This is a genomic window from Lachnoclostridium phocaeense, from assembly GCF_959599685.1.
GTDB classification, from domain to species: Bacteria; Bacillota; Clostridia; order Lachnospirales; family Lachnospiraceae; genus Claveliimonas; species Claveliimonas monacensis.
The window spans coordinates 1-26,142 of the sequence record NZ_CAUGIN010000038.1; the positions used below are offsets into that span (position 1 = coordinate 1).

At 53.2% G+C, this 26,142-nt stretch carries 21 protein-coding genes; 2 read left to right on the forward strand and 19 right to left on the reverse strand.

Translation table 11 applies throughout. From position 1 onward, the window contains the following. From nifJ to Q5911_RS13415, 17 genes are all read right to left on the reverse strand, one after another. Positions 1–2,437 (reverse strand): pyruvate:ferredoxin (flavodoxin) oxidoreductase (nifJ, locus tag Q5911_RS13335; protein ID WP_303183489.1); only part of this gene is annotated, 2,437 nt, incomplete at its 3' end. Positions 2,438–2,529: 92 nt separating this feature from the next. Next, a complete protein-coding gene (lgt, locus tag Q5911_RS13340) occupies positions 2,530–3,408 on the reverse strand; it encodes a prolipoprotein diacylglyceryl transferase (RefSeq protein ID WP_303183491.1) in 879 nt (292 codons plus the stop codon). A gap of 30 nt (positions 3,409–3,438) precedes the next feature. After that, positions 3,439–4,539, reverse strand: a complete 1,101-nt coding sequence (gene ychF / locus Q5911_RS13345) for a redox-regulated ATPase YchF (protein WP_076778659.1) — start codon at positions 4,537–4,539, stop codon at positions 3,439–3,441. A 73-nt stretch (positions 4,540–4,612) separates the two neighbouring features. After that, on the reverse strand, positions 4,613–5,284 hold the full coding sequence (locus Q5911_RS13350; protein WP_303183493.1) for a thiamine diphosphokinase: 672 nt from the start codon (positions 5,282–5,284) through the stop codon (positions 4,613–4,615). Then, on the reverse strand, positions 5,277–5,939 hold the full coding sequence (gene rpe / locus Q5911_RS13355; protein WP_303183495.1) for a ribulose-phosphate 3-epimerase: 663 nt from the start codon (positions 5,937–5,939) through the stop codon (positions 5,277–5,279). Before rpe ends, Q5911_RS13350 begins: the two co-directional genes overlap by 8 nt. A gap of 4 nt (positions 5,940–5,943) precedes the next feature. Next, the gene (rsgA, locus tag Q5911_RS13360; RefSeq protein WP_303183497.1) at positions 5,944–6,822 is read right to left on the reverse strand and encodes a ribosome small subunit-dependent GTPase A; all 879 of its coding nucleotides are present in this window, start codon (positions 6,820–6,822) and stop codon (positions 5,944–5,946) included. 3 nt (positions 6,823–6,825) lie between these two features. Continuing rightward, positions 6,826–8,838 (reverse strand): Stk1 family PASTA domain-containing Ser/Thr kinase, encoded by a 2,013-nt coding sequence (gene pknB / locus Q5911_RS13365; protein ID WP_303183499.1) that lies wholly within the window; start codon positions 8,836–8,838, stop codon positions 6,826–6,828. Beyond that, a complete protein-coding gene (locus Q5911_RS13370; protein ID WP_076778670.1) occupies positions 8,832–9,575 on the reverse strand; it encodes a Stp1/IreP family PP2C-type Ser/Thr phosphatase in 744 nt (247 codons plus the stop codon). Before Q5911_RS13370 ends, pknB begins: the two co-directional genes overlap by 7 nt. Further along, complete coding sequence (gene rlmN / locus Q5911_RS13375) at positions 9,553–10,626, reverse strand: 23S rRNA (adenine(2503)-C(2))-methyltransferase RlmN (protein WP_303183502.1); 1,074 nt, start codon at positions 10,624–10,626, stop codon at positions 9,553–9,555. Before rlmN ends, Q5911_RS13370 begins: the two co-directional genes overlap by 23 nt. Positions 10,627–10,642: 16 nt before the next feature. Then, the gene (rsmB, locus tag Q5911_RS13380) at positions 10,643–11,941 is read right to left on the reverse strand and encodes a 16S rRNA (cytosine(967)-C(5))-methyltransferase RsmB (RefSeq protein WP_303183504.1); all 1,299 of its coding nucleotides are present in this window, start codon (positions 11,939–11,941) and stop codon (positions 10,643–10,645) included. Between the two features lie 11 nt (positions 11,942–11,952). Then, positions 11,953–12,660 carry a zinc metallopeptidase gene (locus Q5911_RS13385; RefSeq protein WP_330391139.1) on the reverse strand — a complete coding sequence of 236 codons (708 nt, stop codon included), beginning with the start codon at positions 12,658–12,660 and terminating at the stop codon, positions 11,953–11,955. Between the two features lie 84 nt (positions 12,661–12,744). Further along, positions 12,745–13,677, reverse strand: coding sequence for a methionyl-tRNA formyltransferase (gene fmt / locus Q5911_RS13390; RefSeq protein WP_303183507.1), 933 nt, complete (start codon positions 13,675–13,677; stop codon positions 12,745–12,747). After that, positions 13,678–14,154 (reverse strand): peptide deformylase, encoded by a 477-nt coding sequence (def, locus tag Q5911_RS13395; protein WP_076778678.1) that lies wholly within the window; start codon positions 14,152–14,154, stop codon positions 13,678–13,680. A 54-nt stretch (positions 14,155–14,208) separates the two neighbouring features. Continuing rightward, positions 14,209–16,437, reverse strand: a complete 2,229-nt coding sequence (gene priA / locus Q5911_RS13400) for a replication restart helicase PriA (protein WP_303183529.1) — start codon at positions 16,435–16,437, stop codon at positions 14,209–14,211. Positions 16,438–16,454: 17 nt separating this feature from the next. After that, complete coding sequence (locus tag Q5911_RS13405) at positions 16,455–17,918, reverse strand: UDP-N-acetylmuramoyl-L-alanyl-D-glutamate--2,6-diaminopimelate ligase (protein WP_303183511.1); 1,464 nt, start codon at positions 17,916–17,918, stop codon at positions 16,455–16,457. Between the two features lie 107 nt (positions 17,919–18,025). Continuing rightward, the gene (locus Q5911_RS13410) at positions 18,026–20,545 is read right to left on the reverse strand and encodes a YfhO family protein (protein ID WP_303183513.1); all 2,520 of its coding nucleotides are present in this window, start codon (positions 20,543–20,545) and stop codon (positions 18,026–18,028) included. Next, positions 20,436–21,485 carry a glycosyltransferase family 2 protein gene (locus Q5911_RS13415; protein WP_303183517.1) on the reverse strand — a complete coding sequence of 350 codons (1,050 nt, stop codon included), beginning with the start codon at positions 21,483–21,485 and terminating at the stop codon, positions 20,436–20,438. The genes Q5911_RS13410 and Q5911_RS13415 overlap by 110 nt, the downstream gene beginning before the upstream one ends. A 374-nt stretch (positions 21,486–21,859) precedes the next feature. On the opposite strand from Q5911_RS13415, the gene Q5911_RS13420 reads away from it, so the two are divergent. Further along, positions 21,860–23,146, forward strand: a complete 1,287-nt coding sequence (locus Q5911_RS13420; protein ID WP_303183519.1) for an AAA family ATPase — start codon at positions 21,860–21,862, stop codon at positions 23,144–23,146. Between the two features lie 2 nt (positions 23,147–23,148). Beyond that, positions 23,149–23,439, forward strand: coding sequence for a hypothetical protein (locus Q5911_RS13425; RefSeq protein ID WP_076778690.1), 291 nt, complete (start codon positions 23,149–23,151; stop codon positions 23,437–23,439). A gap of 103 nt (positions 23,440–23,542) precedes the next feature. Here Q5911_RS13425 and galT read toward each other — a convergent pair whose 3' ends face one another. Together galT and Q5911_RS13435 are read right to left on the reverse strand one after the other, a co-directional pair. Then, entirely contained in the window at positions 23,543–25,033 is a 1,491-nt protein-coding gene (gene galT / locus Q5911_RS13430; RefSeq protein WP_303183522.1) for a UDP-glucose--hexose-1-phosphate uridylyltransferase, read from the reverse strand. Positions 25,034–25,069: 36 nt separating this feature from the next. Continuing rightward, the coding region (locus Q5911_RS13435; RefSeq protein WP_303183525.1) for a galactokinase at positions 25,070–26,142 on the reverse strand (1,073 nt) is incomplete at its 5' end.

Genomic DNA, 26,142 nt, shown 5'->3' on the forward strand with positions numbered 1-26,142 from the left:
CAAGCAGCGGCTGTTTGAACTGAGAACCTTTTACTGTATTTTCTTTGAATTTTGCTACTACTTCCGGTTTTACAGGAATCTCTCTTCCGAAGTCGAATCCTGTCTGGCATCCTGCGTTCTCTTCCATGTTTGCCATAACGAGAGCCTTCTCGCCCTTCTTGCCCGGGCAGACATTTGCACAGGAACCGCATCCTGTACAGTCGTAAGCTGATACAGTGATGGCGAACTTCATGCCAGGCATGCCGATCATATCGATCGTGTCAAATCCTTCCGGAGCCTTGGCTGCCTCTTCCTCTGTCAGAGCTACCGGGCGGATAACTGCGTGCGGACATACATATGCACAGCGGTTACACTGGATACAGTTCTCTGACTTCCATACCGGGATGTCTACTGCGATACCGCGCTTCTCGTATGCAGATGTACCGGACGGTGTGGAACCGTCTACGTAATCCTTGAACGCAGATACAGGCAGTGTATTTCCTTCCTGAGCATTTACCTTGGACTGGATATTCTTAACGAAGTCTACAACCTCTGTTCTTCCGCCCTTAACCTCAGGTGTGAATAATCCTTCATCTGCACAGTCTTTCCAGCTCTCGGGAACTGTCACTTCGTGCACCTGTTTTGCACCTGCATCGATGGCATCGTAGTTCATCTGTACGATCTTGTCACCTTTTCTTCCGTAGGTAGCCTTTGCAGCGGCCTTCATCAGGTCGATGGCTTCCTCTTCCGGAATGATGGCAGCCAGTTTGAAGAATGCAGACTGAAGAACTGTGTTGATACGTCCGCCAAGTCCGATCTCCTTACCGATCTTGATACCGTCGATTGTGTAGAATTTGATGTTGTGGTTAGCGATGAATGCTTTCACCTGTCCCGGAAGGTGTTTCTCCAGTCCTTCCATATCCCACGGGCAGTTCAGAAGGAATGTTCCTCCGTCTACCAGCTCCTGTACCATGTTGTACTTGTTGATGTAGGACGGGTTATGGCATGCAACAAAGTTAGCCTTCTTGATCAGATATGTGGATTTGATCGGCTTCTTACCAAAACGAAGGTGAGACATTGTCACACCGCCGGACTTCTTGGAGTCATAGTCAAAGTAAGCCTGTGCGTACATATCTGTGTTGTCACCAATGATCTTGATGGAGTTCTTGTTCGCTCCTACAGTACCGTCGGCTCCAAGTCCCCAGAACTTACAGTTGATGGTTCCTTCCGGAGTTGTAACAAGCTGCTCGCCCTCTTCCAGGGAAAGTCCTGTCACGTCGTCCACGATACCGATCGTGAATTTCTCTTTTTCTGTGTTGTTATATACAGCAACGATCTGTGCCGGTGTTGTATCCTTGGAACCTAATCCGTAACGTCCGGAAAGTACCGGAACTGCGTCGAATTTTGTTCCCTTTAATGTAGCGACAACATCCAGCCACAGAGGCTCGCCGAGAGCTCCTGGCTCTTTTGTTCTGTCTAATACAGAGATTGTCTTAACTGTATCTGGGATCGCATCGATCAGTGCCTGTGCGCTGAACGGTCTGTACAGACGTACTTTTACAAGGCCGACTTTCTGTCCTGCCGCGAGCAGGTAGTCAACTGTCTCCTCAATCGTGTCGCATACAGAGCCCATAGCGATGATGACTTTCTCTGCATCCTCTGCTCCGTAGTAGTTGAACAGCTTGTAGTCTGTGCCGATCTTGGCGTTAACCTTGTCCATGTACTCCTGAACGATAGCCGGCATAGCTGTGTAGTACGGGTTGCTTGCCTCTCTTGCCTGGAAGAAGATATCCGGGTTCTGAGCGGAACCTCTCTGGCACGGATGGTTCGGATTCAGAGCGTGTTTTCTGAACGCATCGATGGCATCCATATCTACCAGATCCTTCAGGTCTTCGTAATCCCATGTCTCGATCTTCTGGATCTCGTGAGATGTACGGAAACCGTCAAAGAAGTTGATGAAAGGAATGCGTCCCTTGATAGCTGCGCAGTGTGCAACCGGTGTCAGGTCCATAACTTCCTGTACGCTGGACTCGCAGAGCATTGCGCATCCGGTCTGACGACAGGCATAAACGTCTGAGTGATCACCGAAGATAGAAAGCGCGTGGCTTGCAAGTGCACGGGCAGATACGTTGAACACGCCCGGGAGCTGCTCGCCGGCGATCTTGTAAAGGTTGGGGATCATAAGAAGCAGACCCTGGGAAGCTGTATAAGTAGTAGTCAGGGCACCTGCTGCCAGTGATCCGTGAACAGCACCTGCTGCGCCGGCCTCTGACTGCATCTCTGTAACCTGCACTTCCTGTCCAAAGATGTTCTTTCTTCCCTGTGTCGCCCACTCGTCTGTGGCCTCTGCCATAACGGATGAAGGCGTGATCGGGTAAATAGCTGCAACGTCTGTATATGCGTATGACGCATGAGCTGCTGCATGATTACCATCCATGGTCTTCATTTTTCTTGCCATTTTCTTGTTCCTCCTTAGATTTTTGAAAAATAATAATTTAATTTTTCACATATATCTTTATTATAGACCGTGCCATTTTAAAAGTCCAGATTTTACTCTGTTTTCTTTTGTTTCTTTTTCGGTACAAGCCCCCGTCGTCCGCACACGATCAGCACGACAGCCACCACCACCAGTACACCTGCCAGCACCTGGGACACCGGGATCTCCGTGCCCGGGAACCATAACTGATCCGTCCTGAGGCCCTCGATCCAGACACGCCCCGCGCCGTAGCCTGCAAGGTACATCAGGAAAAGCTCTCCGTTGAACTTTTTGTGGGTCCGGTACAGCAGAAGGATCACCAGCACCATAAGGCACCAGAGCGACTCATAGAGGAAAGTCGGATGTACCTGGATATAGGACACGCCGTCTATCACATCTATATGCTCCCGGATGTTCTCAGACACATCCGAGGAGCGCACCGCATCCAGGGGGATCTGCATAGCCAGGAGATTGTCCGTGTAATCACCGAAGGCCTCCCTGTTAAAGAAATTTCCCCATCTGCCGATCATCTGTCCGGTGATCAGACCGAAGCACCCTGTGTCCAGCAGAAGGGCAACCGGGAGTTTTTTCACCCTGGCCACCACAAACACGGTGATGACCGCGGCTATGACGCCGCCGTAGATGGCCAACCCGCCGTGGCGGGTATTGAATATCTCCAGCAAATTGTCCTTATACATATCCCAGGCGAACACGACATAGTAGATCCGCGCGCCGATAATACCGAAGATGATGCCGAAAATAGCGATATCAATGTAATCTTCCTGGTTCTGGTTTGTGCGCTTCGCCTCCATCATGGCCATGGCAATGCCCGCCAGCATACCGATGCCGATGACAATGCCGTAGTAGGCAATATCGAATCCGAAAACCGTGACGGTCTTTCCCACATTGTCCAGATGAATGCCAATGTTTGGGAATTCAATTGAAGTGTGCATGATATATCTTGTCCTTTCCCGCCAGTCTTTCTATACGTTGAACCGGAACAGCATAATATCTCCGTCTTTCACAACGTAGTCCTTTCCTTCCAGGCGGACCAGGCCTTTTTCTTTTGCTGCATTGTGGGAGCCGCAGGCGATCAGATCGTCGTAGGCCACCACTTCGGCCCGGATAAATCCTCTCTCAAAGTCAGAGTGGATCTTGCCAGCAGCCTGGGGTGCTTTTGTACCGTTCTTGATCGTCCATGCCCGCACTTCCGGCTCCCCTGCTGTCAGATAGCTGATAAGTCCAAGGAGACGGTAGCTTGCCTTGATAAGCTTTTCAAGGCCGGACTCGGAGAGCCCCAGATCCTCCAGGAACATCTTCTTCTCGTCATCGTCCAGCTCTGCGATCTCCTGCTCGATCTGCGCGCACACAACGAACACCTCGCAGCCTTCTTTGTCCGCGTACTCCCTCACCGCCTGCACGCCGGCATTGGCGGCGCCATCGTCAGCCAGGTCGTCCTCAGCCACATTGGCGGCAAAAATTACCGGCTTGTAGGTGAGAAGGTTGTAGCTTTCCAGCCACGCCTGTTCCTCCTCGTCCTCAGCGCCGTCAAAGCTCTTTGCCAGCTTCCCATCTTCCAGGTGCTCCTTTATTTTCTCCAGAAGCTTCAGCTCCTTGGCCGCCGTCTTGTCATTTCTGGCCACTTTCGTGGTCTTGGCGATACGGCGCTCCAGGATCTCCAGATCTGAGAATACAAGTTCCAGATTGATGGTCTCGATGTCGCGGAGCGGATCAATGCTTCCATCCACGTGGACAATATTGCTGTCCTCAAAGCAGCGCACCACATGCACGATGGCGTCCACCTCCCGGATGTTGGCCAGGAACTGGTTCCCGAGGCCCTCTCCCTTTGAGGCCCCTTTGACAAGCCCTGCGATGTCTACAAATTCAATGGCCGCCGGGATGATCTTCTTTGTGTGATACATCTCTCCCAGCACGTTCAGCCTCTCGTCAGGCACGGTCACCACGCCCACGTTGGGGTCGATGGTGCAGAAGGGGTAGTTTGCCGACTCCGCCCCCGCCTTTGTCAGTGAATTAAAAAGTGTGCTCTTGCCCACGTTGGGCAGGCCTACAATACCTAATTTCATTTTATCCTTTACCTGTCAAAAACCCTCTTTTCCGAGGGTTTCTTCCTTTCATTATATTTACTGCGCGCTGTTGTTACTTCCGCTTTCCCTCTCTGTCCCGGGTCTCCATCAGGATGACGATCCCACCGACAAAGTCAATGACCACCTCATCCTCCTCGATCTCATTGCTGACACAGAGGCTGTCGTAGGGGGTCAGAGTGTGCTCTGTGAGGGGATATTTTGCCCCCCGGATGTTGAAGCCATAGACCACCTCGCCCAGGGGGAACACGGAAAAGTAATCCCCGAAGGCATCCTCCTTCCTGAGGTGGGTCTCCCCGCCGATGAGGCGTATCTTGTTCATCGGGTCAAGGATGACCGCGTCCACACCGGCCCTGAAGGGAATAGTCAGAGTCTGGATGTTGGCCCAGAGGTGGTCGATCCGGTTCCCGGTAGCACCCAGTATCACCATCTCGTGGCACCCGAGAGTCAGAGCCAGACGGACCGCTATCTCCGTGTCAGAGGCATCCTTGACCGGATTGAACTCACGCACGGAGACGTGGGTCTCGTTTTTATAATAGTCCACGATCTCCTGGGACAGACTGTCAAAATCTCCCACGATATAGCTGGGCTGGATCCTGTGGCGATACAGGAACTCCACCCCTTTGTCCACCCCGATAATGCAGGGCTCCTCGCACTCCCCGATGGTCTTTTCTATCAGCTCCTCGTACAGAGTCCCCCCGCTGATGATCACTGCTCTCCTACTCATAGCTCTTAAATATCTCCATGAAATTCTTTGTGTTTTCCGCCGGGCTTCCGTTAAAGACAGCGGAGCCGGCGACGATCACATTGGCTCCCGCGTCCAGCACCTCCCTCACATTGGTCAGGTACACGCCCCCGTCCACCTGGATGTTCAGGTCCTTTCCCTTTTCCCGTGCCATCGCCCGCACAGCCCGTATCTTTTCCAAAGATCCAGGGATGAATTTCTGTCCCCCGAAGCCGGGGTGGACGCACATGATGAGGATCATCTCCACATCGTCCAGGTACTTCTCCACCTCCGCCGCCGGCGTCTCCGGGCAGATGGAAAGTCCCGCCTTCATGCCGCACGCATGGATCTTGTCCAGGGCAGCCTTCACGTCCGGGCAGGCCTCCAGGTGGACGGTCACTCCGTCCGCCCCCGCCTCCTTGAAGGCCTCCACATAGCGGATTGGATCCTGCACCATGAGGTGGGCGTCCATGAACTGTCCCGTGGCGTGACGGATGGATTTCAGCACAGGCATGCCAAAAGAAATACTGGGGACAAACATGCCGTCCATAACGTCAAAGTGGAGCCAGGCAGCTCCGTTTTCCTCTGTCAGCCGGATCTCCTCTCCCAGCTTTGTAAAGTCCGCCGCCAGTATGGACGGCGCTAAAATGTAGTCCATAACCTCAATACCTCCTCTTTGCCTTCAGCTCTTCATACATATCCAGATAGCTGTCGTACCGGGTCCTGTGTATCCTTCCGGCATCCACCGCCTCCTTCACGGCGCAGTCCGGCTCGTGCACATGGTCGCATCCATTGTATCTGCACTGTCCCTCAAAGGGGGAGAACTCCGGGAAGCAGTACTTCAACTCTTCCTTTTCAAAGTCGTTGGTATACAGAGAACTGAATCCCGGCGTGTCCATGATATAAGAATTTTCGTCTATGGCAATCAGTTCGCTGTGGCGGGTGGTATGTCTCCCCCTTTCAATCTTTTCACTGATGGAGCCGGTCTCCATCTGTATCTCACTTTGAAGAAGATTGATCAGGGATGATTTCCCCACACCGGAGGGACCTGCCACTGTGGTCGTTTTCCCCTCCAGGATCTCCCGCAGCTGCCGGATGTTTTCTTTCTTCTGAGCACTGGTGAAAAGGATCCGGCATCCGCAGTTCCGATAAATATCCTCCAGCTGCACAAGCCTCGGATCACCGGCAATATCCTTCTTATTAAAACAGAGCACTGCCGGGATCTCTTTTCTCTCCATCATGACAAGAAAGCGATCCAGCAGGTTCAGGTGGGGATCCGGCTTGGCAGCCGCGAAGACAACAAGAGCCTGATCCACGTTGGCCACCGCGGGACGGATCAGCTCATTCTTTCTCGGAAGGATACAGACCAGGCTGCCCTCCATGTCTTTTTCGTCCAGCACATCGATCTCCACATTGTCACCCACAAGGGGTTTTTTATTCTCTTTTCTAAAAATTCCTTTTGCCTTACATTCGTAAATACCGGATCCTGCCACGTGAACGTAGTAGAATCCGGCAATACCTTTTATGATTTTTCCCTGCATGTATTACTGTCCTTCTCCTGTGTCCGAGTCATCCGGCTCATCCGTATCTCCGCCGGATGAAGACTGTCCCTGACTCACCACAAGGTTGACCGTGGATCCTCTGGACACGCTGGATCCCACTCCCGGGTCGCAGGAGATCACCTGGCCGGCCGGCGCAGAGTCCTCCCTGTAGGTCACAGTTCCCACAGTCAGCCCGGCGCTTGCGATCATCTGGCGGGCATTGCTCTCTGAGACGCCCACAACAGAAGGCACGCTGACAGGTCTGGATCCAAGGCTCACCACAATGTTCACATTGGTCCCCGCATCCACCTTGGTTCCCGCTGAGGGATCCTGGGAGATGACATTGCCCTGGGCTACGCTGTCACTGTAATCCGTAGTAACTGTCACATTCAGCCCGGCGCCTGAGAGGGTGTTCTTGGCTGTATTTTCATCTGTGCCCCGCACATCCGGAACACTGATCTTCTCTTCTCCCTTGCTGACTTGTATCGTCACAGTAGAGCCTTTCGCGGCCTGCGTTCCCGCTTCCGGGGTGGTGGCCACGACTTCTCCCTGAGGCTGGCTGCTGTAGACCGCAGTGGACTCCACCTTGAAGCCTGCGTCCTCCAGCGTCTTCTGGGCATCGGCTTCATCCTGGCCTACTACGTCAGGCACTTCCACCTGCTCCTCTGCCTTGCCGGTGCTCACATCCAGCGTGATCTGCGTGTTCTTCTTTACTTTTTCACCGTCCTCCGGATCCTGTCCCATGACATAGCCCTTATCATACTGAGCGGACTCTTCCTGCTTGCCAATCTTCCAGCCAAGCCCTGCATCGTTGAGCTCCTGCTTGGCATCCTCCAGAGTCATTCCCACTACATCAGGCACTTTCACCTGGTCACTCTCCTGCTCCTGCTGGGTCCCTGTGCCGCCGAAGCGGAACAGCCCGGCTGCCCGGCCTATCACAAGGGCAAGCACTAATATGATAATAACCGCCACAACAATGGTCATGATCTTGATGACTTTGTTCATGCGGGGATTGACTTCATCGCTGTCATGATCCTCGTCGTCCTCGTCATCATCCTCATTGTCCTCATCGTATTCTTCGCCGTAGCTGTCGTCATCATCGTCTCCATAAGAGCTGCGTATATCATCCAGCTCATCCTCCGTGATGATTACGGTATCTGCATTTCCCACAGGAACGATCTGGACAAAATCTCCGTCCGGATCCACAAGGGAATGCTTCAGATCCTGGATCAGCTCGTCCACATCACTGTATCTTCTCTCTGCGTTTTTCTGGGTACATTTCAGAATGATCTGTTCAAGACTGTAAGGGATGTCCGGTACCAGCTCAGAGGGAGGCGTGATCTCCTCCTGCAGGTGCTTCATGGCCACCTCCACCGTGGTGTCACCGTTGAAGGGAACCTGCCCTGTCACCATCTCGTACAGCGTGATGCCGATGGAGTAGATGTCGCTCTTCTCATCGCTGTAACCGCCCCTTGCCTGCTCAGGTGATGTATAGTGAACCGATCCCATAGCCACTGTGGTCGTGGTCGTGGATGTCACCATCCTGGCGATGCCGAAATCCGTCACCTTCACTTTGCCGTCGTTGGATATAATGATGTTCTGGGGCTTGATATCCCTGTGTATGATGTGATGTTTGTGTGCCTCCTCAATACCTGAGCACATCTGGATCGCAATGCTGATCACTTCCCTGGCAGAAAGCCGCTTCTTACGATCTATATATTCTTTCAGCGTAATGCCTTCCACAAGTTCCATAACCATATAGTAAAGACCCCTGTCCTCCCCTACATCGTAGACGTTGACGATATTGGGATTCAGAAGACCAGCAGCAGCCTGGGCCTCAGAGCGGAACTTCTTTACAAACGTCTGGTCCTCCCGGAACTCTTTTTTCAAAACTTTGATCGCGACATAGCGGTTCAGCATTGTATCCCTGCCTTTGTAGACATCCGCCATGCCGCCTGCGCCTATCTTCTCTATTACCTCATATCTGTTTCCTAAAAAAATACCATCTTTTACCATTTGCCTACCTCATCAGCGATGGGCTCCGCCATCACTACCCCTATATTATCTCTGCCTCCGTTTGCATTTGCCCTGTCGATCAGCATATGCACAGCCTCTATGATATCTCTGGAACCTTTCACAATGCCGAACATGACTTCATCTTCCACCATGTTACTCAGGCCGTCCGTACACATCAGTATCTTATCTCCCCTGCTGATGCGGAACTCATAGAAATCTGCCTCTGCCTCGTCCTTGACTCCCATAGCCCTGGTGATGATGTTTTTGTCCGGGTGGTTTCTGGCCTCCTCCGCCTTGATGCCTCCCAGCCGCACCATCTCCTCTACCAGAGAGTGGTCTTTGGACAACTGCCGGATGTTGTCGCTGATCAGATATAGACGGCTGTCGCCGATATTCGCAAAGTGCAGCGTATTGTCAATGACTGTGGCAGCCACCAGGGTTGTACCCATGCCTTCCAGCTTTACGTCTCTTTGCGCCTCCTCGATCAGTCTGCGGTTGGCGGTGTCGATGGCAGCTTTGAAAATCTCGTCCGGTCTTCCCGGCGCGCTTTTTTCCAGTTCTCTTTTCAGCGTCTCAACGGTAAATTTGGATGCGAAGTCTCCGGCCTTGTGGCCGCCCATCCCATCCGCAACTACCAGGAGATTCGGGAACGGTCCGATGGGACTGTCTGTCGCAAATACATAGTCCTGATTTACCTCCCGTCTTCTCCCCACATCAGTCAGCGCGTAAATTTTCATCTGCCTTTTCCTTTCCCGCAGCCGCGTAGCGTCTCCGTAATTGTCCGCAGGCCCCGTCAATATCGGAGCCTCTTTCCCTTCTTATAGTAACATTTATTCCGTTTTTTTCAAGTTTATTTTGGAATTTGAGGGCATTTTGGCGGCTCGGCCGCACGTAGCTTCTCTCCCTCACCGGGTTCACCGGAATGAGGTTGATATGACAGTTCCTGTGTCCGGCTATGCGAATCAGATCCGCCGCGTCCTGGTCCGTATCGTTGACGTCCTTCACCAGGCTGTACTCAAAGGTGATCCTTCTGCCGGTCTTCTCAAAATATGTATCGCAGGCCGCCAGCACCTCTGAGAGCTCATATCTGTTGGCCACAGGCATGAGGCTCTTTCTCTTTTCCTGGGTGCCCGCGTGGAGTGAGAGCGCCAGGGTGATCTGAAAGCCCTCCTCCGCCAGCCGAAGAATACCGGGCACGATGCCGCAGGTGGAGGCGGTGATGTTTCTCTGGCTGATGTTCAGCCCTTCCGGGGCGCTGATCATGCGGATAAAGCGGACGAAATTGTCATAGTTGTCCAGAGGCTCCCCGGTACCCATAACCACAATGTTGGACACCCTCTCCCCGGTGGTCTTCTGGATCTTATAAATCTGTCTGAGCATCTCCGACGCTTTCAGATTCCTTTTGAGCCCGCCGATGGTGGATGCGCAGAAGCGGCACCCCATCCGGCACCCGGCCTGGGAGGAGATACAGACGGAATTCCCGTAATCGTATTTCATAAGAACGCTCTCCACCATGTTGCCGTCCTCCAGCTCAAAGAGAAATTTCTCCGTGGGGTCCGCCTTTGAGATCTGCCGCTCCACCAGATCCATCCGGGCGATCTCATACTCCCGGTCCAGCTTCTCACGCAGCACTTTGGACAGGTTCGTCATCTCATCAAAACTGTCCGCCAGCTTCACGTGAAGCCACTGATAGATCTGCCTGGCCCGGAACGCCTTCTCGCCGGCCGCCTTCATCTCCTCTGCCAGCTCTTCGTATGTATAAGAACAGATATCTTTCTTTTTCCCCATAGTTTCCCCCATATGTTTAATCCTTTCTGACGAAAACAGCAATGTAAAATCCATCTCCCGCCTGCTGACCGGGGAGGAGCTGCTCCTCGCTCACAAGCCGGAGCTCTGGATACTCTGCCTGGAACCAGGCCGCATTTTCCTCATTCTCTTCCCGGTTGATGGTACAGGTGCTGTAGACCAGCTTCCCGCCGGGCTTTACATATCTCCAGACCTGTGAGAGGATCTGCCTCTGAAGAGCAGCCAGCTCCTTCTCTCCCTCCCGGGTCATCCGGTATTTCAGATCGCTCTTTCTCCCCAGGACTCCAAGTCCTGAACATGGAAGATCCGCGATCACAATGTCTGCCTTCTCCACAGATTCCTCATCCAGGACCGTGGCGTCCCACCGGACTGCCTCGATATTTTCCATGCCTGCCCTGCGGATATTGTCCCAGATCAGTCCCACCTTGTAGTCACTGATGTCCCTGGCCTGCACCATGCCTGTGCCTCTCAGTTTATCCGCCAGATGAAGCGCCTTGCCTCCCGGGGCTGCGCACACGTCGATAATATAGTCCCCCTCCCTGGGGTTCGCCCTCTCTGCCACCAGCATGGAGCTGATATCCTGCACCTGGAAGTCCCCCTCCTGAAAGCTGGGAAGGGCTCCCAGATAGTCGTATCCGGAGATCAGAAGAGCGCAGGGAAGCTCCGGCACTTCCTCCGCCTTCACACCCTCGCCTGCCAGCTTTCTCTTCAGATCCTCCCGGGATATCTGATGAAGGTTGCAGCGGATGGAGGTAGGCTTTTCCTCCAGGAAATTCCGCAGCATCTGTTCCACCTGCTCCGGCGTGTACCAGGCAAGCCACTGTTCCAGGATCCAGGGCGGCATGGAGTATCTGACGCTCAAGTACTCCTTCGTCCCCTCCGGCGGATACTGCACGCTGTCCAGGTTTCTGGCAATGGATCTCAGCACGCCGTTGACGAATCCCCTCAGCCCGCCAAATCCTCTGGATACAGCCAGCTTCACCGCCTCATTGCAGACAGCAGAATCAGGAACGCTGTCCATATACTTGAGCTGGTAGACGGCGCTCCTGACAATAGCCCGGATGACAGGCTTCATCTTTTTTACTTTCACTTTGGAAAACTGGTCCGTGATATAGTCCAGTTCGATCATCCGCTCCAGGGTCCCTTCTGTCACTCTTGTGATGAAAGCCCTGTCGCTTTTATCCAGGTACTGGTATTTTTCCAGCACCTGGTTCAGCGCGATATGGCTGTACTGTCCGTCCCTGGTGACAAGGAGAAGGATCTCCACCACCAGGTCTCTTGTATTGACTTTTGCCATCGGTTCCTCCTTTAATCCCTGCGGTTCCCCGTCAGAAGAATAATACGAAGAAGCTGCAGAATGGATGACGCCGCCCCTGCCACGTAGGTGAGCGCCGCCGCTCCCAGCACTTTCTTCGTCCCCTCTATCTCATCAGGATACATGATCCCCGAGCTTCCCAGGATCCTGACTGCCCGCCTGGATGCATTGAACTCCACAGGCAGCGTCACAAGCTGAAAGAGAACAGCCAGTGAAAATGCCAGAATTCCAAGGTTCAGAAACATCTCCGAGGACCGTCCCGTAAAGACAAGCCCGATCAGGATCAGCGGCCAGGCCAGGGTGCTTCCCAGATTGGCCAGGGGGACAAGGGATCCCCTGATCTTCAGCGGTGCATACCCCTGTGCGTGCTGCATGGCATGCCCGCACTCGTGAGCCGCCACACCCACCGCTGCCAGTGATGTAGAATTGTACGTAGCATCCGAGAGCCGCAGCACTTTTGTGCGGGGATCATAGTGATCTGTCAGATTTCCCGACACCCGCTCCACACGGACATCGTAGATGCCGGCCCGGCGAAGCACCTCCTGGGCCGCCTCTCTTCCGGTCAGGCCGCTGTGGCTCCTCACCCTGGAATATCGGTTAAAGGTAGAGCGCATTTTTGCGGATGCCGCCAGACAGATGATCACACCTGCAATGACAAGTATATATGTGGGATCAAACCAGTAATACATAGGATACATCATAATCATCAACCTCCAGGGAAGTATTATATACGAAAAACAGGCGGCAAACCTGTTTTTCATATAATTTTAACACTTTTTCATTTATTATTCAGCAAGCAGCGTCCCTGTCTCCATTTTGTACCCTCTCAGGAAAGCGTCCGCAGCCATCCGCTTCTTTCCGGGGATCTGCAGTTCTGTGACCTTCAGAAGGCCTTTTCCCGTCTGCACGGAGAAATCTGTCTTCGTCACTTCAGCCACCGTGCCGCAGGGCGCTTTACATTCCCTGTCCACCACTTCCGCGGACCAGATCTTCATGGTCTTTCCCTCCCAGGACGTGTAGGCGCTGGGCCAGGGATTTAATCCCCGCACAAGTCGCTCAATGGAGGCAGCGTCCTTTGTCCAGTCGATCTTTCCAAGCTCTTTGTCCAGCATTCGGGCATATTTTGTAGGCGTCTCTCCCTGCTTTTCGGGAGTCACAGTCTTCTCTTCCAGAGCCTTCAGCGTCTCCACGCAGAGCTTTGCCCCGGCCGCCGACAATTTATCGTGAAGACTGCCGCCTGTCTCATCCGGCTCCAGGGGCACTTCTGTTTTAAGGAGCATATCGCCCGTATCCAGCCCCTCGTCCATCTGCATGGTGGTCACGCCGGTCACCGTCTCCCCGTCAATGATGGACCACTGGATCGGCGCTGCCCCTCTGTATTTCGGCAGAAGGGAGGCATGGACGTTAATGCAGCCGTAGGGGGTAAGCTCCAGGATCTCCTTGGGAAGGATCTGACCGAAAGCCACAACCACCATCACATCCGCCTTATAACTGTCCAGCTTCTCCACACAGCTTTTCTCCCGGACTTTCACAGGCTGAAAGACCGGAATATCATATTCCAGAGCCTTCTCCTTCACCGGTGTATACTGCATTTTTCCGCCTCTTCCCTTTGGCTTGTCAGGCTGGGTCACTGCCAGCACAACCTCATGTCCCGCCTGAACCAGGGCCTCCAGTGTCCCCACGGAGAAGTCCGGCGTACCCATAAAGATCACTCTCATCTACTCATCCTCCTCGTCGTAGCTCACATCGTGGAGTTCTCCTTCTACAAGATCCACATACATCTTTCCGTCCAGGTGGTCGATCTCATGGCAGAATGCCCTTGCCAGAAGTCCGGTTCCCTCCAGCTCTATCTCTTCCATATCCTCATTCAGAGCCTTTACTTTCACATAGTCCGGTCTTGTCACCTGGCCGGATTTGCCCGGCACACTGAGACATCCTTCCTCCCCGGTCTGCTCACCGGAGGTCTCCAGGATCTCCGGGTTGATAAGGATGAGGGGACCCTCCCCCACATCGATGACCACGATCCTTTTGAGCACGCCCACCTGGGGAGCCGCCAGGCCCACGCCCAGTGCCTCGTACATGGTGTCCAGCATATCCTGGATCAGGACCTTGGTCCGCAGAGTCATCTTTGTCACTTCTTTACACTGCTTTGTCAGCACTTCATCTCCAAGTTCTCTTATCTTTCTGGTTGCCATATGTCTTTAGCTCCTTCTATAAAAAAATCATTGATCTGTCAAACCGGCGTTCTGTCAGAAAGAATGTACCGGGTCAAAGTCAAACTGGATCCGTATATCACGGAATCCCCGGTTCAGCTCAATATACTGTTCCATCCTGTCTTTCGCCTTAACAAGCATACCATATTTTTCACATTTTAGATAGAGAATCTTTCGGTAAACATCACTCACCTTCCCCACGTAGGGGCTGGCCGGACCAATCACCGCAAACTGCCCCGAGGATCCCAGCCTGGCCGCAAATTCCTTCAGGTAGGAAGAGGCAACTGCCAGCTTCTCCTCGTCCTCCCCCGCCAGGAGCACAGCCAGGAGGTGGGCCGCCGGAGGGTAGCCCATCAGTTCCCGGTACCGGATCTCCTCCTCGTAAAATGCTTCGTAATCCTGCCGGGCAGCGGTCTCAATGCTGTAGTGGTCCGGACTGTAAGTCTGGATCACCACTTCGCCTCCCCCGCCCCCTCTTCCCGCCCGGCCGGCAGCCTGGGTCAGGAGCTGAAAGGTGCGCTCTGCGGACCGGTAATCGTCGCTGTAGAGGGACATGTCGGCAGCCAGCACTCCCACCAGGGTTACATTGGGAAAGTCGTGGCCCTTGACGATCATCTGTGTACCCACAAGGATGTCCGCCTCCCCGTCGCCAAAGGCGGAGAGAATCTTCTCGTGGCCGTCTTTTCTCCGGGTGGTGTCCGCATCCATCCGGAGCACTCTGGTCCCCGGGAATTCCCTTTTCACCATCTCCTCGATCTGCTGGGTACCCGCCTTAAACCCACCGATATGAGGGGACCCGCATTCCGGACAGGTCCTCGCCTCAGGCCTCTCATAGCCGCAGTAGTGGCACACAAGCCTTCCGCCCCGGTGAGAGGACAAGGAGACATCACAGTGCGGGCACTTGATGACATGGCCGCAGGACCGGCAGGAGACAAAGCCGGCGTACCCTCTCCGGTTGATAAAGAGCATGGCCTGCTGTCCCTTTCTCAGCCGGTCCTCCATCAGCTCTCTCAGCCTGTCGCTGAAGATGGAGCGGTTGCCTTTCTTCAGTTCCTCCCTCATATCTGACACATAGACATGGGGCAGGGCTGCGCTGCCGGCTCTGAATGGCAGCCGGAGCAGCACATACTCTCCTGTTCCACACCGGTAGAAAGCCTCCAGGGAGGGTGTGGCTGAGCCCAGCACCACACCGGCCCCCTCCAGGCGGGCCCTCTCCACAGCAGTCTCCCGGGCGTGATACCGGGGCACCTGCTCACTCTTGTAGCTTCCCTCATGCTCCTCGTCTATGACAATCAGTCCCAGCTTGGGAAAGGGGGTAAACAGGGCAGACCTGGGGCCGATCATAACATCGATCTCCCCCTTTTTTGCCCGCTGCATCTGGTCGTACCGCTCCCCCGCCGACATCCGGGAATTGAGGATGGACACCCGGTCGCCGAACAGCCTTTGAAAGCGGAGCACGGTCTGCCAGGTGAGGGCAATCTCGGGAATAAGCACAATGGCCTGCCTGCCCGACTCCACCACTTTCCGGATCATAGCCATATAGACCTCCGTCTTGCCGCTGCCGGTAACGCCGTAGACCAGGTAGGTCCGCCGCAGTCCCCGGTCATAGTCCTGCGAAAACCTGCGGATGGCAGCCTCCTGTTCTTCTGTATACGCGATCTTTCTCTCCTCTTCTCCCCCTGCCTGCAGCGGATTCCGATACACCCGGACGGACTCGATGCGGATAAGGCCGGCCTCCTCCAGAGTCCGCACCACCGGGCGGGTGATATTCAGCTTCTCCCGGGCCAGATCATAGTCCAGCCTGGGGCTCAAAAGGAGCGCCTCAAGGAGTCTGGCTCTGGCCTTCTGGTTCTTCTTCTGATACCAGAGCAGTTTCTCCTCTCCCTCTTCCCGGGAGACAAGGAGGACCAGCGCCTTCTTCTCTCTCTCCCTCTCCTTCTTCTTGATGGGAAGGACAGTCTTCAGCGCCTGGATCATCGTTCCTCCGTAGGACTCCTTCATCCAGGCCGCCAGAGCCACCAGCCTGGTCTCGATCCCTACGCTCTCCTTTGGCACTTCCAGGATCTCCTTGATCCTGGCCGGGTCATAGCCGGGAATCTCGGAAAATCCCACCACATATCCCCGGATCTCCTTATTTCCCTTCCCAAAGGGGACCAGCACCTCTGTCCCCACCTCCAGCTTTCCCTTCAGCCGCTGCGGAATGGTGTACTGAAATATTTTATCCAGTTTTTCGTTTGTAATGTCAATAATGATATCTGCGTAAATCTTTTTCTCCGGCATCCTTACCTGTCCTTTTCTCCCCGGAGCACGCCAAGTATGATCTCCCTGTCGTCCATAGGATAGCGCACTCCCTGTATTTCCTGATATGTCTCGTGTCCCTTTCCCGCGATCAGGACCACGTCTCCGCTCCCGCTGCAGTCCAGCGCGTAACGGATCGCTTCCCTCCGGTCCGGTATGACTGTGTACGTCCCTTCTGTCCGCCTCATGCCCTCCACAATATCTGCCAGGATGTCCTCCGGCTTTTCCTCTCTGGGATTGTCGCTGGTGATAACCGTCTCATCCGCCATCCTCCCGGCTGTCTCTCCCATCTCGAAGCGCCTCTGCCTGGACCTGTTCCCCCCGCATCCGAAAAGAACGATCAGACGGCCCTTAGCCAGGCCCCGCAGCGTGCCGAGGGCGTTGGCAAGGCTCAGGGCATTGTGGGCATAATCAAGGAAAATGCAGCGCCCGTCCCCGGAGGGGATCCGCTCCATCCGGCCCGGTATGGAAACCCGGCACAGCGCCTCCCGCACAGTCTCCTCCCCGACTCCCAGCTCAAAGGCCGCCGCGGCTGCGGCAAGGGCATTATACACATTGTATCTCCCAGGAAGAGGGATAAAAAAGGTGCCCTCTCTCCCCTCCATCGCAAAGCACATGCCCGGGCAGTCTCCCCGGGTCTCCCGGCGGATCTCCACAGCCCGGTAGTCTGCCCCTTCCCCGGTCCCGAAGGTGATCTTCCTGCACCCGGTCCTGTCAAAGATCTCCCCCCAGCAGGGATCATCTCTGTTCCCAAGCCCGGTCTCACACTGAAGGAACAAAAGGTGCTTGCACCACCGGTACTCCTGCAGGTCCGCATGCTCTCCTGGACCAATATGATCCTCACCCAGGTTGGTAAAGATCCCCATATGGAAAGGGATACAGGCTGTCCTCTCCAGCTTCAGGGCCTGGGAGGACACTTCCATCACTGCACTTTTAAGCCCTGCCTCCCTCATCTCCTGAAAATATGCCATGAGCTGACAGGACTCAGGGGTTGTGTGGACGCTGGGAAAGCGGCGCAGCCCCGTATCTGTCTCCACGGTCCCGATCAACCCGCATGCCCCTTCCGCCCGCCGCAGGATATCCCGGAGCATCCAGGCGGTGGTGGTCTTCCCCTTTGTTCCGGTTATACCGATGACCCGCAGGTGCTCCGCCGGATACCCCAGCGCGGCTGCGGACATGGCTGCCAGAGCCCACCGGGTATCTGACACCCGGATCACCGTCACCCCCTCCGGGCAGGGGATCTCCTTTGCCGTCACAATGGCCGACGCTCCCTTTTTCACAGCCTCCGGGACAAACCTGTGTCCATCTGTATCGTACCCCTCGATACAGACATAGACATCCCCTCTCTTCAGATCTCTCGTGTCATTTGTCACACCTGCAACCCGAGTGTGGACCGTACCTTGTATCACCTCGTATCTCACCTGTGAGAGCAGCTGGCTTAGTTCCATATCTGCCTCCTGTGATATAGGCCTTATTTATAATTGTCACACAGCCGAATGATCCCGTCAACTGTTTCCGTGTGCCAAATTTCCCCGGAGGGTGACAAAAAAGGGCGTCACTTCCGTGACACCCCATATTTTTTCCGCAGGGCATCCGCCCCCAGAAAGAGCGCCGCCGCCAGGGACACCGCCAGTCCCGCCGCCTTTCCCGGCGCGTCATATCGTATCTCCACCTGGTGGCTTCCCGCCTCTGTTTCCGCTCCCAGGAATCCACCGTTGACCTGGCTGGCCGGAACCTCCTTCCCATCTATATATACAGTGAAATGCTGGTCATACGGGATGGACGTGATCAGCCAGCCACCGTTCTCTGTCGTAAAGCTTCCTGTCAGCCCGTCCCCGTCCGCCGTCAGTTCCAGGCCCGCATCCACATACTCTGCCTGGCCGCTCCCGGCGTCGTCAGCGCTTCCGTACCAGGCCTGGGCATCCGATATCTCATAACTTCCTTCGCCAAATGCAATTTCCACAGATGTCTGCCCCTCCTCCAGGGGACACATATAATAGAAAACCTGGTTTTCATTGTCATAGGCATAGCCCTGCGAAGCACTCTGCTTGTTCGTCTCCCCGTTCACCGAAATGCTCACGTCCCGGCGGGGCCTGTTATTCTTTACTTTAAAACTGAGAAAAAGATACTGGTCTGTCTCCTGTCTGTCCTCCAGCGCAAAGTCTTTTGTCTCCCCGCCGGAATCCACCTCATATTCTCCTTCCAGAGAACCAAAATCCGCCTCCCGGACCTGCGGCTGAAAGTCTGCCGTATCCTCCTCCCCGGCCGCCGCCAGGGTCAGAAGGGCCAGGGACTGCTCCGGCCAGGACAGTTCCGCAAAGGTTTCTTTGGAGATCACCTGGTCTGTCACATAGCCCACAGGAGCCGTGCTTTCATTTTGATAGATCTCCACCGTCCCCACCTGGCCTGTCTTCTCGTAGCCCTCCGGGATTTCTGTTTCATTTCCCTCCCGCACCAGGAGATACTTCACCCCCATAAGCCGTAGAAAGACCGGATTTTCCGTGGACTCCTGCATCAGCCCGTTCCGGGCGGGGCGGGACAGATGCAGGATTTCCTCCCGGAATGTCTCATAGGCAGTGTTGCCCACGGAGGAATACAGGGTCGTCAGGTTCTGCCCTTCGGCCATCACCTGGTTGTCTGCCGCCTTCTCCTGCTCCCTCGTGCCCCGGACCTCCATCCGGTAGAGTCCGCTGTCCTCACTGCGGATCTTCTGTGCCGCCTCCGCCATGTCTCCGCTTGAAAATTCCTTCATCCAGTCCGCCTTTACCAGACTGTCCTTTGAGAAGGCAATCTGTACGCAGGAGGCGCAGAGCATAACCGCCACAAGGCCTGTACACACAGCTCTGCGCCAGAGTTTTACGCCTGCCAGGAACAAAAGGCCACATACCAGAAGATCCACGTAGAGCACTGCCCTTGCCCCGTCTGCGACACCATTTCCCATGCTTCCCCATACCAGAATGCAGACAGCCAGCGCATAGCCAGAGAGCAGCTTCCACCTGGCGATAATGCCCCGGCGGAAATACCCGAAGAAGGCCGCCGCCAGATAACAAAGCAGCGGCAGGAAGGGGATGAAAGCCTTGGCTCTCATATACAGCCCGCCGTTCAGAATGTAAGACGCCAGCGGGAAGAGGAGAAGAAGTCCCAGGCACATGGCCATGTATTTTTCCCTGCACCGGCAGTAAAACAGACTGACGCACAGGACCACCACCGCCATGGCCGTCAGCCCCATGCCGTAAGGTGAGTAGAGAACTTTAAAGAGACTTACTTCCGGCGTAATAAGATCCGACAACGCATAGCTGCTGTCATCGCTCCTTCCACCCAGCATGGCAAAACACACCGGCACCAGGTAGAAAAATGACAGAAGTCCCCCGAAGAAGGCAGGATAGAACTGTTTCCACAAAGACCGGACAAGGACCCCAGGGGAGGAAGCACACTCCTTCTTCCAGCCGCACAGTCCATAGATCAGAAGCGCCGCCACCCCTCCTACTGCAAAGTAAAAGCTGGTGAGAACCATGAGAAGCACACCCGCGGTCAGAAGGCTGTATTTTCCTGTGCTTACGTACCTGTCATAGCCTATGAGCGTCAGAAGCAGGAAGGGCATATAGCTGACAAACATGATCTGCATGGAAGTATGGAATACCACAGGACCTGAAAGCACGAGGAGAAGGGCTGCAAAAAAACTGTCCTCCCGACGGAAGTGGCCGTTCTTCAGCCAGATGTAGCACAGCAGGCCGTCTGCGATCCAGGTCAGCACCATGACCGCCTGCACGTAGTCGGACATTTTTACAAAGGGCAGGAGAAAGGACAGCAGGTGCAGGGGATTATAGAGCCCGTAGTAGGCAAAATTCCATATATTCTGCCCGCCGCCCAGCTCCATGGCAAAGTCCGGCCAGAGGTTGCCGGTCTCATAAAATTTCTGCCGGAAATACTCCGGAAATACAATGTGCTGGGAGAGCCAGTCCGTCTCAGATCCCGCCAGATACCCTCCGCTTATCTTCATCAGAGTGAGAAGGACCGGTATAACTGTAAGTATCAATGGAAACAAAATTTTCCTGCTGCTTTTCATCTTCCTCATCGCTGGAACTCCTTAAGATATAGATTGGTCTGTCTTTGATCTCCGTGTAAGCCCGCGCCAGATACTGGCCCATGATGCCCATGCACAGAAGCTGGATACCGCCTATGAAAATGATGGCGCACATCATGGCCGGCCACCCTGCCACCGGGTCATGCCAGATCAGATTTTTGATCACGAGAAAAACGATCATGACAAAAGCCAGGCCGCAGAAAAAAATGCCTCCGTAGGAGGCCACGGACAGAGGGATGGTGGAAAAGCCCAGTATCCCGTCCAGGGAATACCGGAAAAGCTTTGCCACGGACCACTTTGTGTCGCCGGCCGCCCGCTCCACGTTGTGGTAGGGAAGCCACTTTGTCTTAAATCCCACCCAGCCGAAAAGCCCTTTGGAAAAACGGTTCTTCTCGCCCAGGGACAGAAGGGCATCCGTCATCTTCCGGTTCATCATCCGGAAGTCCCTGGCGCCCTCCTCAATCTTTACCTTTGAGAGTCTGTTGATACATTTATAAAATGAGGCGGACAGAAAAGAACGGATCCTTTTCTCCCCCTTCCGGTCTTCCCGCCGGGTGGCGACGCAGTCGTACTCTCCTTTCTTCAGCGTCTGGAACATAAGAGGGATATACTCGGGAGGATCCTGCAGATCCGCATCCATGACAGCCACGTAATCCCCGAGAGCCGCCTGCATGCCGGCGTACATGGCCGCCTCCTTGCCAAAATTACGGGAAAAGGAAAGATACCGGTAATTCTGCCGCCTGCTGTGGAACTGCCGCAGCATCTCTGCCGTGCCGTCCGTGGAGCCGTCATCCACAAAGATGATCTCCACCCGGGCCGTCTTCATCCCGCCAATGATACTCTCCATTTCCTTTATGTAGATAGGGAGAACTTCTTCTTCGTTGAAACATGGTACGATGATACTGATAAGTGGTTTTTGTTCTTCAAGCATAAAAAAAGACTCCTTTCCGCAGCGCCCCTCTCCGCGGGGCCCTCGCCTTATCTCCAGACAAGTCTAAACTTAATTTGTGATAATTCGTGGAAAGAAATCTTAAAATTCGTTAAATATTATCTAAAGGTTTGTTTCCATATTTTCCGGATACATTCATAAATTTCCTCTATGGCATATAGGGGAAGAACAAAAAATACAACGAAAACTATGCGCTTCTTTACATTTTTTACAACGAAAAATGAATCTGTCGCAACAATGAGCCTGTAAAGGAGATAATGAGGAAATTATCTATATTTAGTAGGAGGAATATGGTATACTACATAATAAACAAATTAAAAAATGCAGAGTTTTAGAAATGCTCTATGGAATAAAGGGTGATAAAGATAATAAAGAGTTTTATATTTGAAAATTTTAAAAGCTTTGAAAAGGCAGAACTGTCTCTAGAAAGCGTTACCAGCTTGATTGGTTCTAACTCGTCCGGAAAAAGTAATGCGGTTGAGGGAATACAGATACTTGCTGAATTAGCTACAGGGGTGGATTTAAGTATTGTTTTAGACGGAACAAGAAATAATGATAGCCATATAAGAGGCGGCAGTGCAGCGTGTTGTCGCTTTAAAACAACATCGTTTAAATTGGGGTGTCTGATTGATCTGGACGACCAGTACGATTTGCTTTATTATATTCGAATCAGCACCAGTAAAAGGGTATGGGTAGAAGAAGAAGGACTGTATAAAGTTGAAAATGGGAAAACCACCATTGCCGGTGGAGAAAAAATATTCAAAACGAAAGCTGTTTCTTCTAAAGATAGTGGGGATATACGGGCAGAATATAATGATAAGAAAACAGGAAGAAATCCAGATATTATCTGTATGCGTGTATCCTCTGTTTTGGCACAGTTAAGAAGCAAACTTCCACAAAATACAAGACGTGATGAAGAGTGCCTCGGTTACGTTAATTTAGTCTTGGAAAATTTAAAAGGGATTTTTGTATTAAATCCTGTGCCTAAAGATATGCGTGACTACGTAAGGCTTACTGATACAGCGCTAAAGGAAAACGCAGAAAATATTTCTCCGGTATTGTATCAATTATGCCAGACGGAAGAACAAAAAAAGGCTCTTTTAGAGATTATATGCAGTCTGCCTGAAAATGAAGTTAAGGGTATTGAATTTATTAAGACAAAATTGGATGACGTTATCTTTGCATTGAAAGAACGTTATATGACAGCCTCAGAAGTAGTGGATGCTAAGAAACTGTCAGATGGAACATTACGCTGTATTGCCATTGTAGCAGCTATGCTTTCCATCCCCGAAGGAGGAATTTTAGTTGTAGAGGAAATTGATAATGGTATTCATCCAAGCAGAGTAAGCACGCTAATCAATAAGCTGAGTGAAATTGGAAAGAAAAGAAATTTGGATATTATTATTACAACGCATAACCCGATTTTACTGAATAGATATGATAAAGAGAAGTTATTAGGTGTTTCTGTTGTATATAGAGACAGAGAAAAAGGAACGAGCAATTTTATTTCGCTTGTTGATATTGAACAGTATCCGAAATTACTTGCTAAAGGTGGATTGGGAGATGCCATGCTTGATGATTCGATTATCAATATGATAAAAAATCCACTTCAGCAAGCAGATTATGAATGGTTGGGGGTGTGAATATGAATGTTAGATTTATGGACACCTCTATCGTGATGAATCTCCTTGAAGTACCGCATATGTGTGCAGATGCAGAAAGTGTAAAATCGGAATTTGCTAAAGCGGTTGCAGAAAAAGAGACACTGATTCTTCCTATGTCTACAATTATAGAAAGCGGAAATCATATTGCGCATATAACTAATGGAACGATACGAAGAGACTACACCGGGAATCGGACGAATTATGATATGGAGTACAGACGCCCATTTAGCCGGATACAGAGAAATGATGACTATGAAAAGGCGAAAAAATAGATAGTTTTAGAAAGCTGGAGCTGTCGCACTATGATTTCCTAATCATTGATGCGACAGCTCCATACTATTATCCATATGAAATAAACCGGCTGCGGCGCTGTACCTACAGCGTCTCAATGAACCGCATGAACGCCCTGCGGCCTTCCTCCGTGTACTTGTAGACGCCTGCGTCCTCCAGCACGTGGGTGAAGACGATGCCTGTCTCCTCCTTCAGAATATCCATCACATTGTCCTTTGTGATGCTGTCGTATTTTGGCAGGAAGGAGTCTGTCCAGTCGGCATGCTTGGCGATCTTCTCGTTGGAGCGGATGTCTTTGCCCTCCACGATATAGTCCGCCAGGATCTCCAGCTCCTCCTTCAGCCTGGAGGGAAGGACGGCCAGACCCATGACCTCGATAAGGCCGATGTTCTCCTTCTTGATATTGTGGTACTGTGCGTGGGGATGGTACACGCCCAGGGGATGCTCCTCTGTGGTGATATTGTTCCGCAGGGTCAGATCCAGCTCGTACATGTCTCCCTTCTTTCTGGCGATGGGAGTGATGGTGTTGTGGGGTGTGCCGTCTGTCTCCGCGTAGATGAAGGCATCCTCGTCCGTGTATCCTCTCCATGCCTGCAGCACGTGGTCTGCCAGGTCAATGAGTCGCTTCTCATCTGCGTGGCGGATACGGAGTACGGAGAGGGGCCACTTCACGATGCCAGCCTCCACATCCTCGTAGCCGGGAATGGTCACCGGGATCTCGATGGGGGCCTTTGCCATGGCAAATGTGTAGTTTCCTCCCTGGAAATGGTCGTGGCTCAGGATAGAGCCGCCCACAATGGGAAGGTCCGCATTGGAACCCAGGAAGTAGTGGGGGAACTGCTTCACGAAGTCAAACAGCTTCACAAAAGCAGCCCGGTCGATCTTCATGGGCACGTGCTGGCCGTTGAACACGATGCAGTGCTCATTGTAGTACACATAGGGAGAATACTGAAATCCCCATCTGCTGTCATTGATGGTAATGGGGATGATCCGGTGGGTCTCCCTGGCCGGATGGTTTGCACGCCCGGCGTAGCCCTCGTTCTCCATGCAGAGCTGGCACTTGGGATAGCTGCTTGCCTTTGCCGCCCCTGCCGCCGCGATGGCCTTGGGATCCTTCTCCGGCTTGGACAGGTTGATGGTAATGTCGATCTCACCGTAGGGGGAGTCCACTTTCCACTTCATATCTTTCTTCACCCGGTAGCGGCGGATGTAGTCGCTGTCCTGGCTGAATCTGTAGAAAAATTCTGTCGCAGCCTCCGGGGATTTCTCATATTCTTCCCAGAAAGTCTTCTGCACCTGGGCAGGTCTGGGCAGAAGGCAGTTCATCAGCTTCGTGTCAAAGAGGTCGCGGAACACCACGCTGTCCTCCACAAGTCCCCTTGCCACAGCCTCGTCAAGAAGCGCTTTTAAGATCTGCTCCAGGTCCAGCTCCTCGCCTTCTATGGACACGTCCTCATAGTCATCTTCCTTGAAAATCTCCAGAAGCAGGTTGGTGGTGTAGGTCCTCTCGCACTCCGGCGTAAGACCGGTCTGAACACCGTACTCCACAAGCTTCTTTATATTCTTATATAACATTCCCTTTTCCTCCTGAATACAGGGCATCCGCCCTCACTATGCCAGCCGGTGCGCCCCGTCGCCGACCTCAACTACGTAGAACTCTGCCGTTTTGTGGCATTTGTCCTTGTAGCCCTTTTTCACTGTGTCGATAAATGTGTCTACCGCGTCATTTTTCACAATGCTGACTGTACAGCCGCCAAATCCGCCTCCTGTGATACGTGAGCCGATGACGCCGGGCACGCTCCATGCCAGATCCACCAGCACGTCGATCTCCTCGCAGGACACCTCATAGTCGTCCCGAAGAGAAATGTGAGACTGGTTCATATACTTTCCGAACTGCTCCACATTTCCCTCTTTCAGCGCCGCCTCTGCGTGGATGGTCCTCTGGTTCTCGTACACCGCATGCTTGGCCCGCTTCCGGCAGACTTCCTCCTGGATGGCGTCCTTGTGAGCCTCAAAGGCCTCCTCGGTCAGGTCTCCCAGGGCGCTGATATCCGTCACTTTCTTAAGATCTGCCAGAGCCCTCTCACACTCGTTTCTTCTGTCATTGTAGGCAGAGTCCACCAGGCTGTGCTTCACCTTGCTGTTGGTGATAACGATCTTCGCGTCCTCCAGCTTCACAGGCGCGTACTCGTACTGCAGCGTATTGGTGTCCAGGAAGATGGCATGGTCCTTCTTCCCCATGGCGCTGGCAAACTGGTCCATGATCCCGCAGTTGCATCCATTGAAATTGTTTTCAGAATACTGTCCGATCTGCGCGATCTCCACCATGGATACCGGGAAGCCGTACAGGTCCTTCAGCATGGTGCCTGTCAGCACTTCCAGGGAAGCAGATGAAGAAAGACCGGAGCCGTTGGGGATGTCGCCGTAGATGACTACGTCCAGACCACAGTCCATCTCGTACCCTCTTCCCCTGAATGCCCACATCACGCCCTTGGGGTAGTTGGTCCATCCGGCCTTCTTGTCCGGTGTAAGCTCGTCAAGGCTGGTCTCGATGACTCCCAGATCCCCAAAATTCATGGAATAAAAGCGGATCTTCCGGTCCTCCCGCTTTCTTGCCGCACCGTATGTACCGATGGTCAGCGCGCAGGGAAATACATGTCCCCCGTTGTAGTCCGTATGTTCCC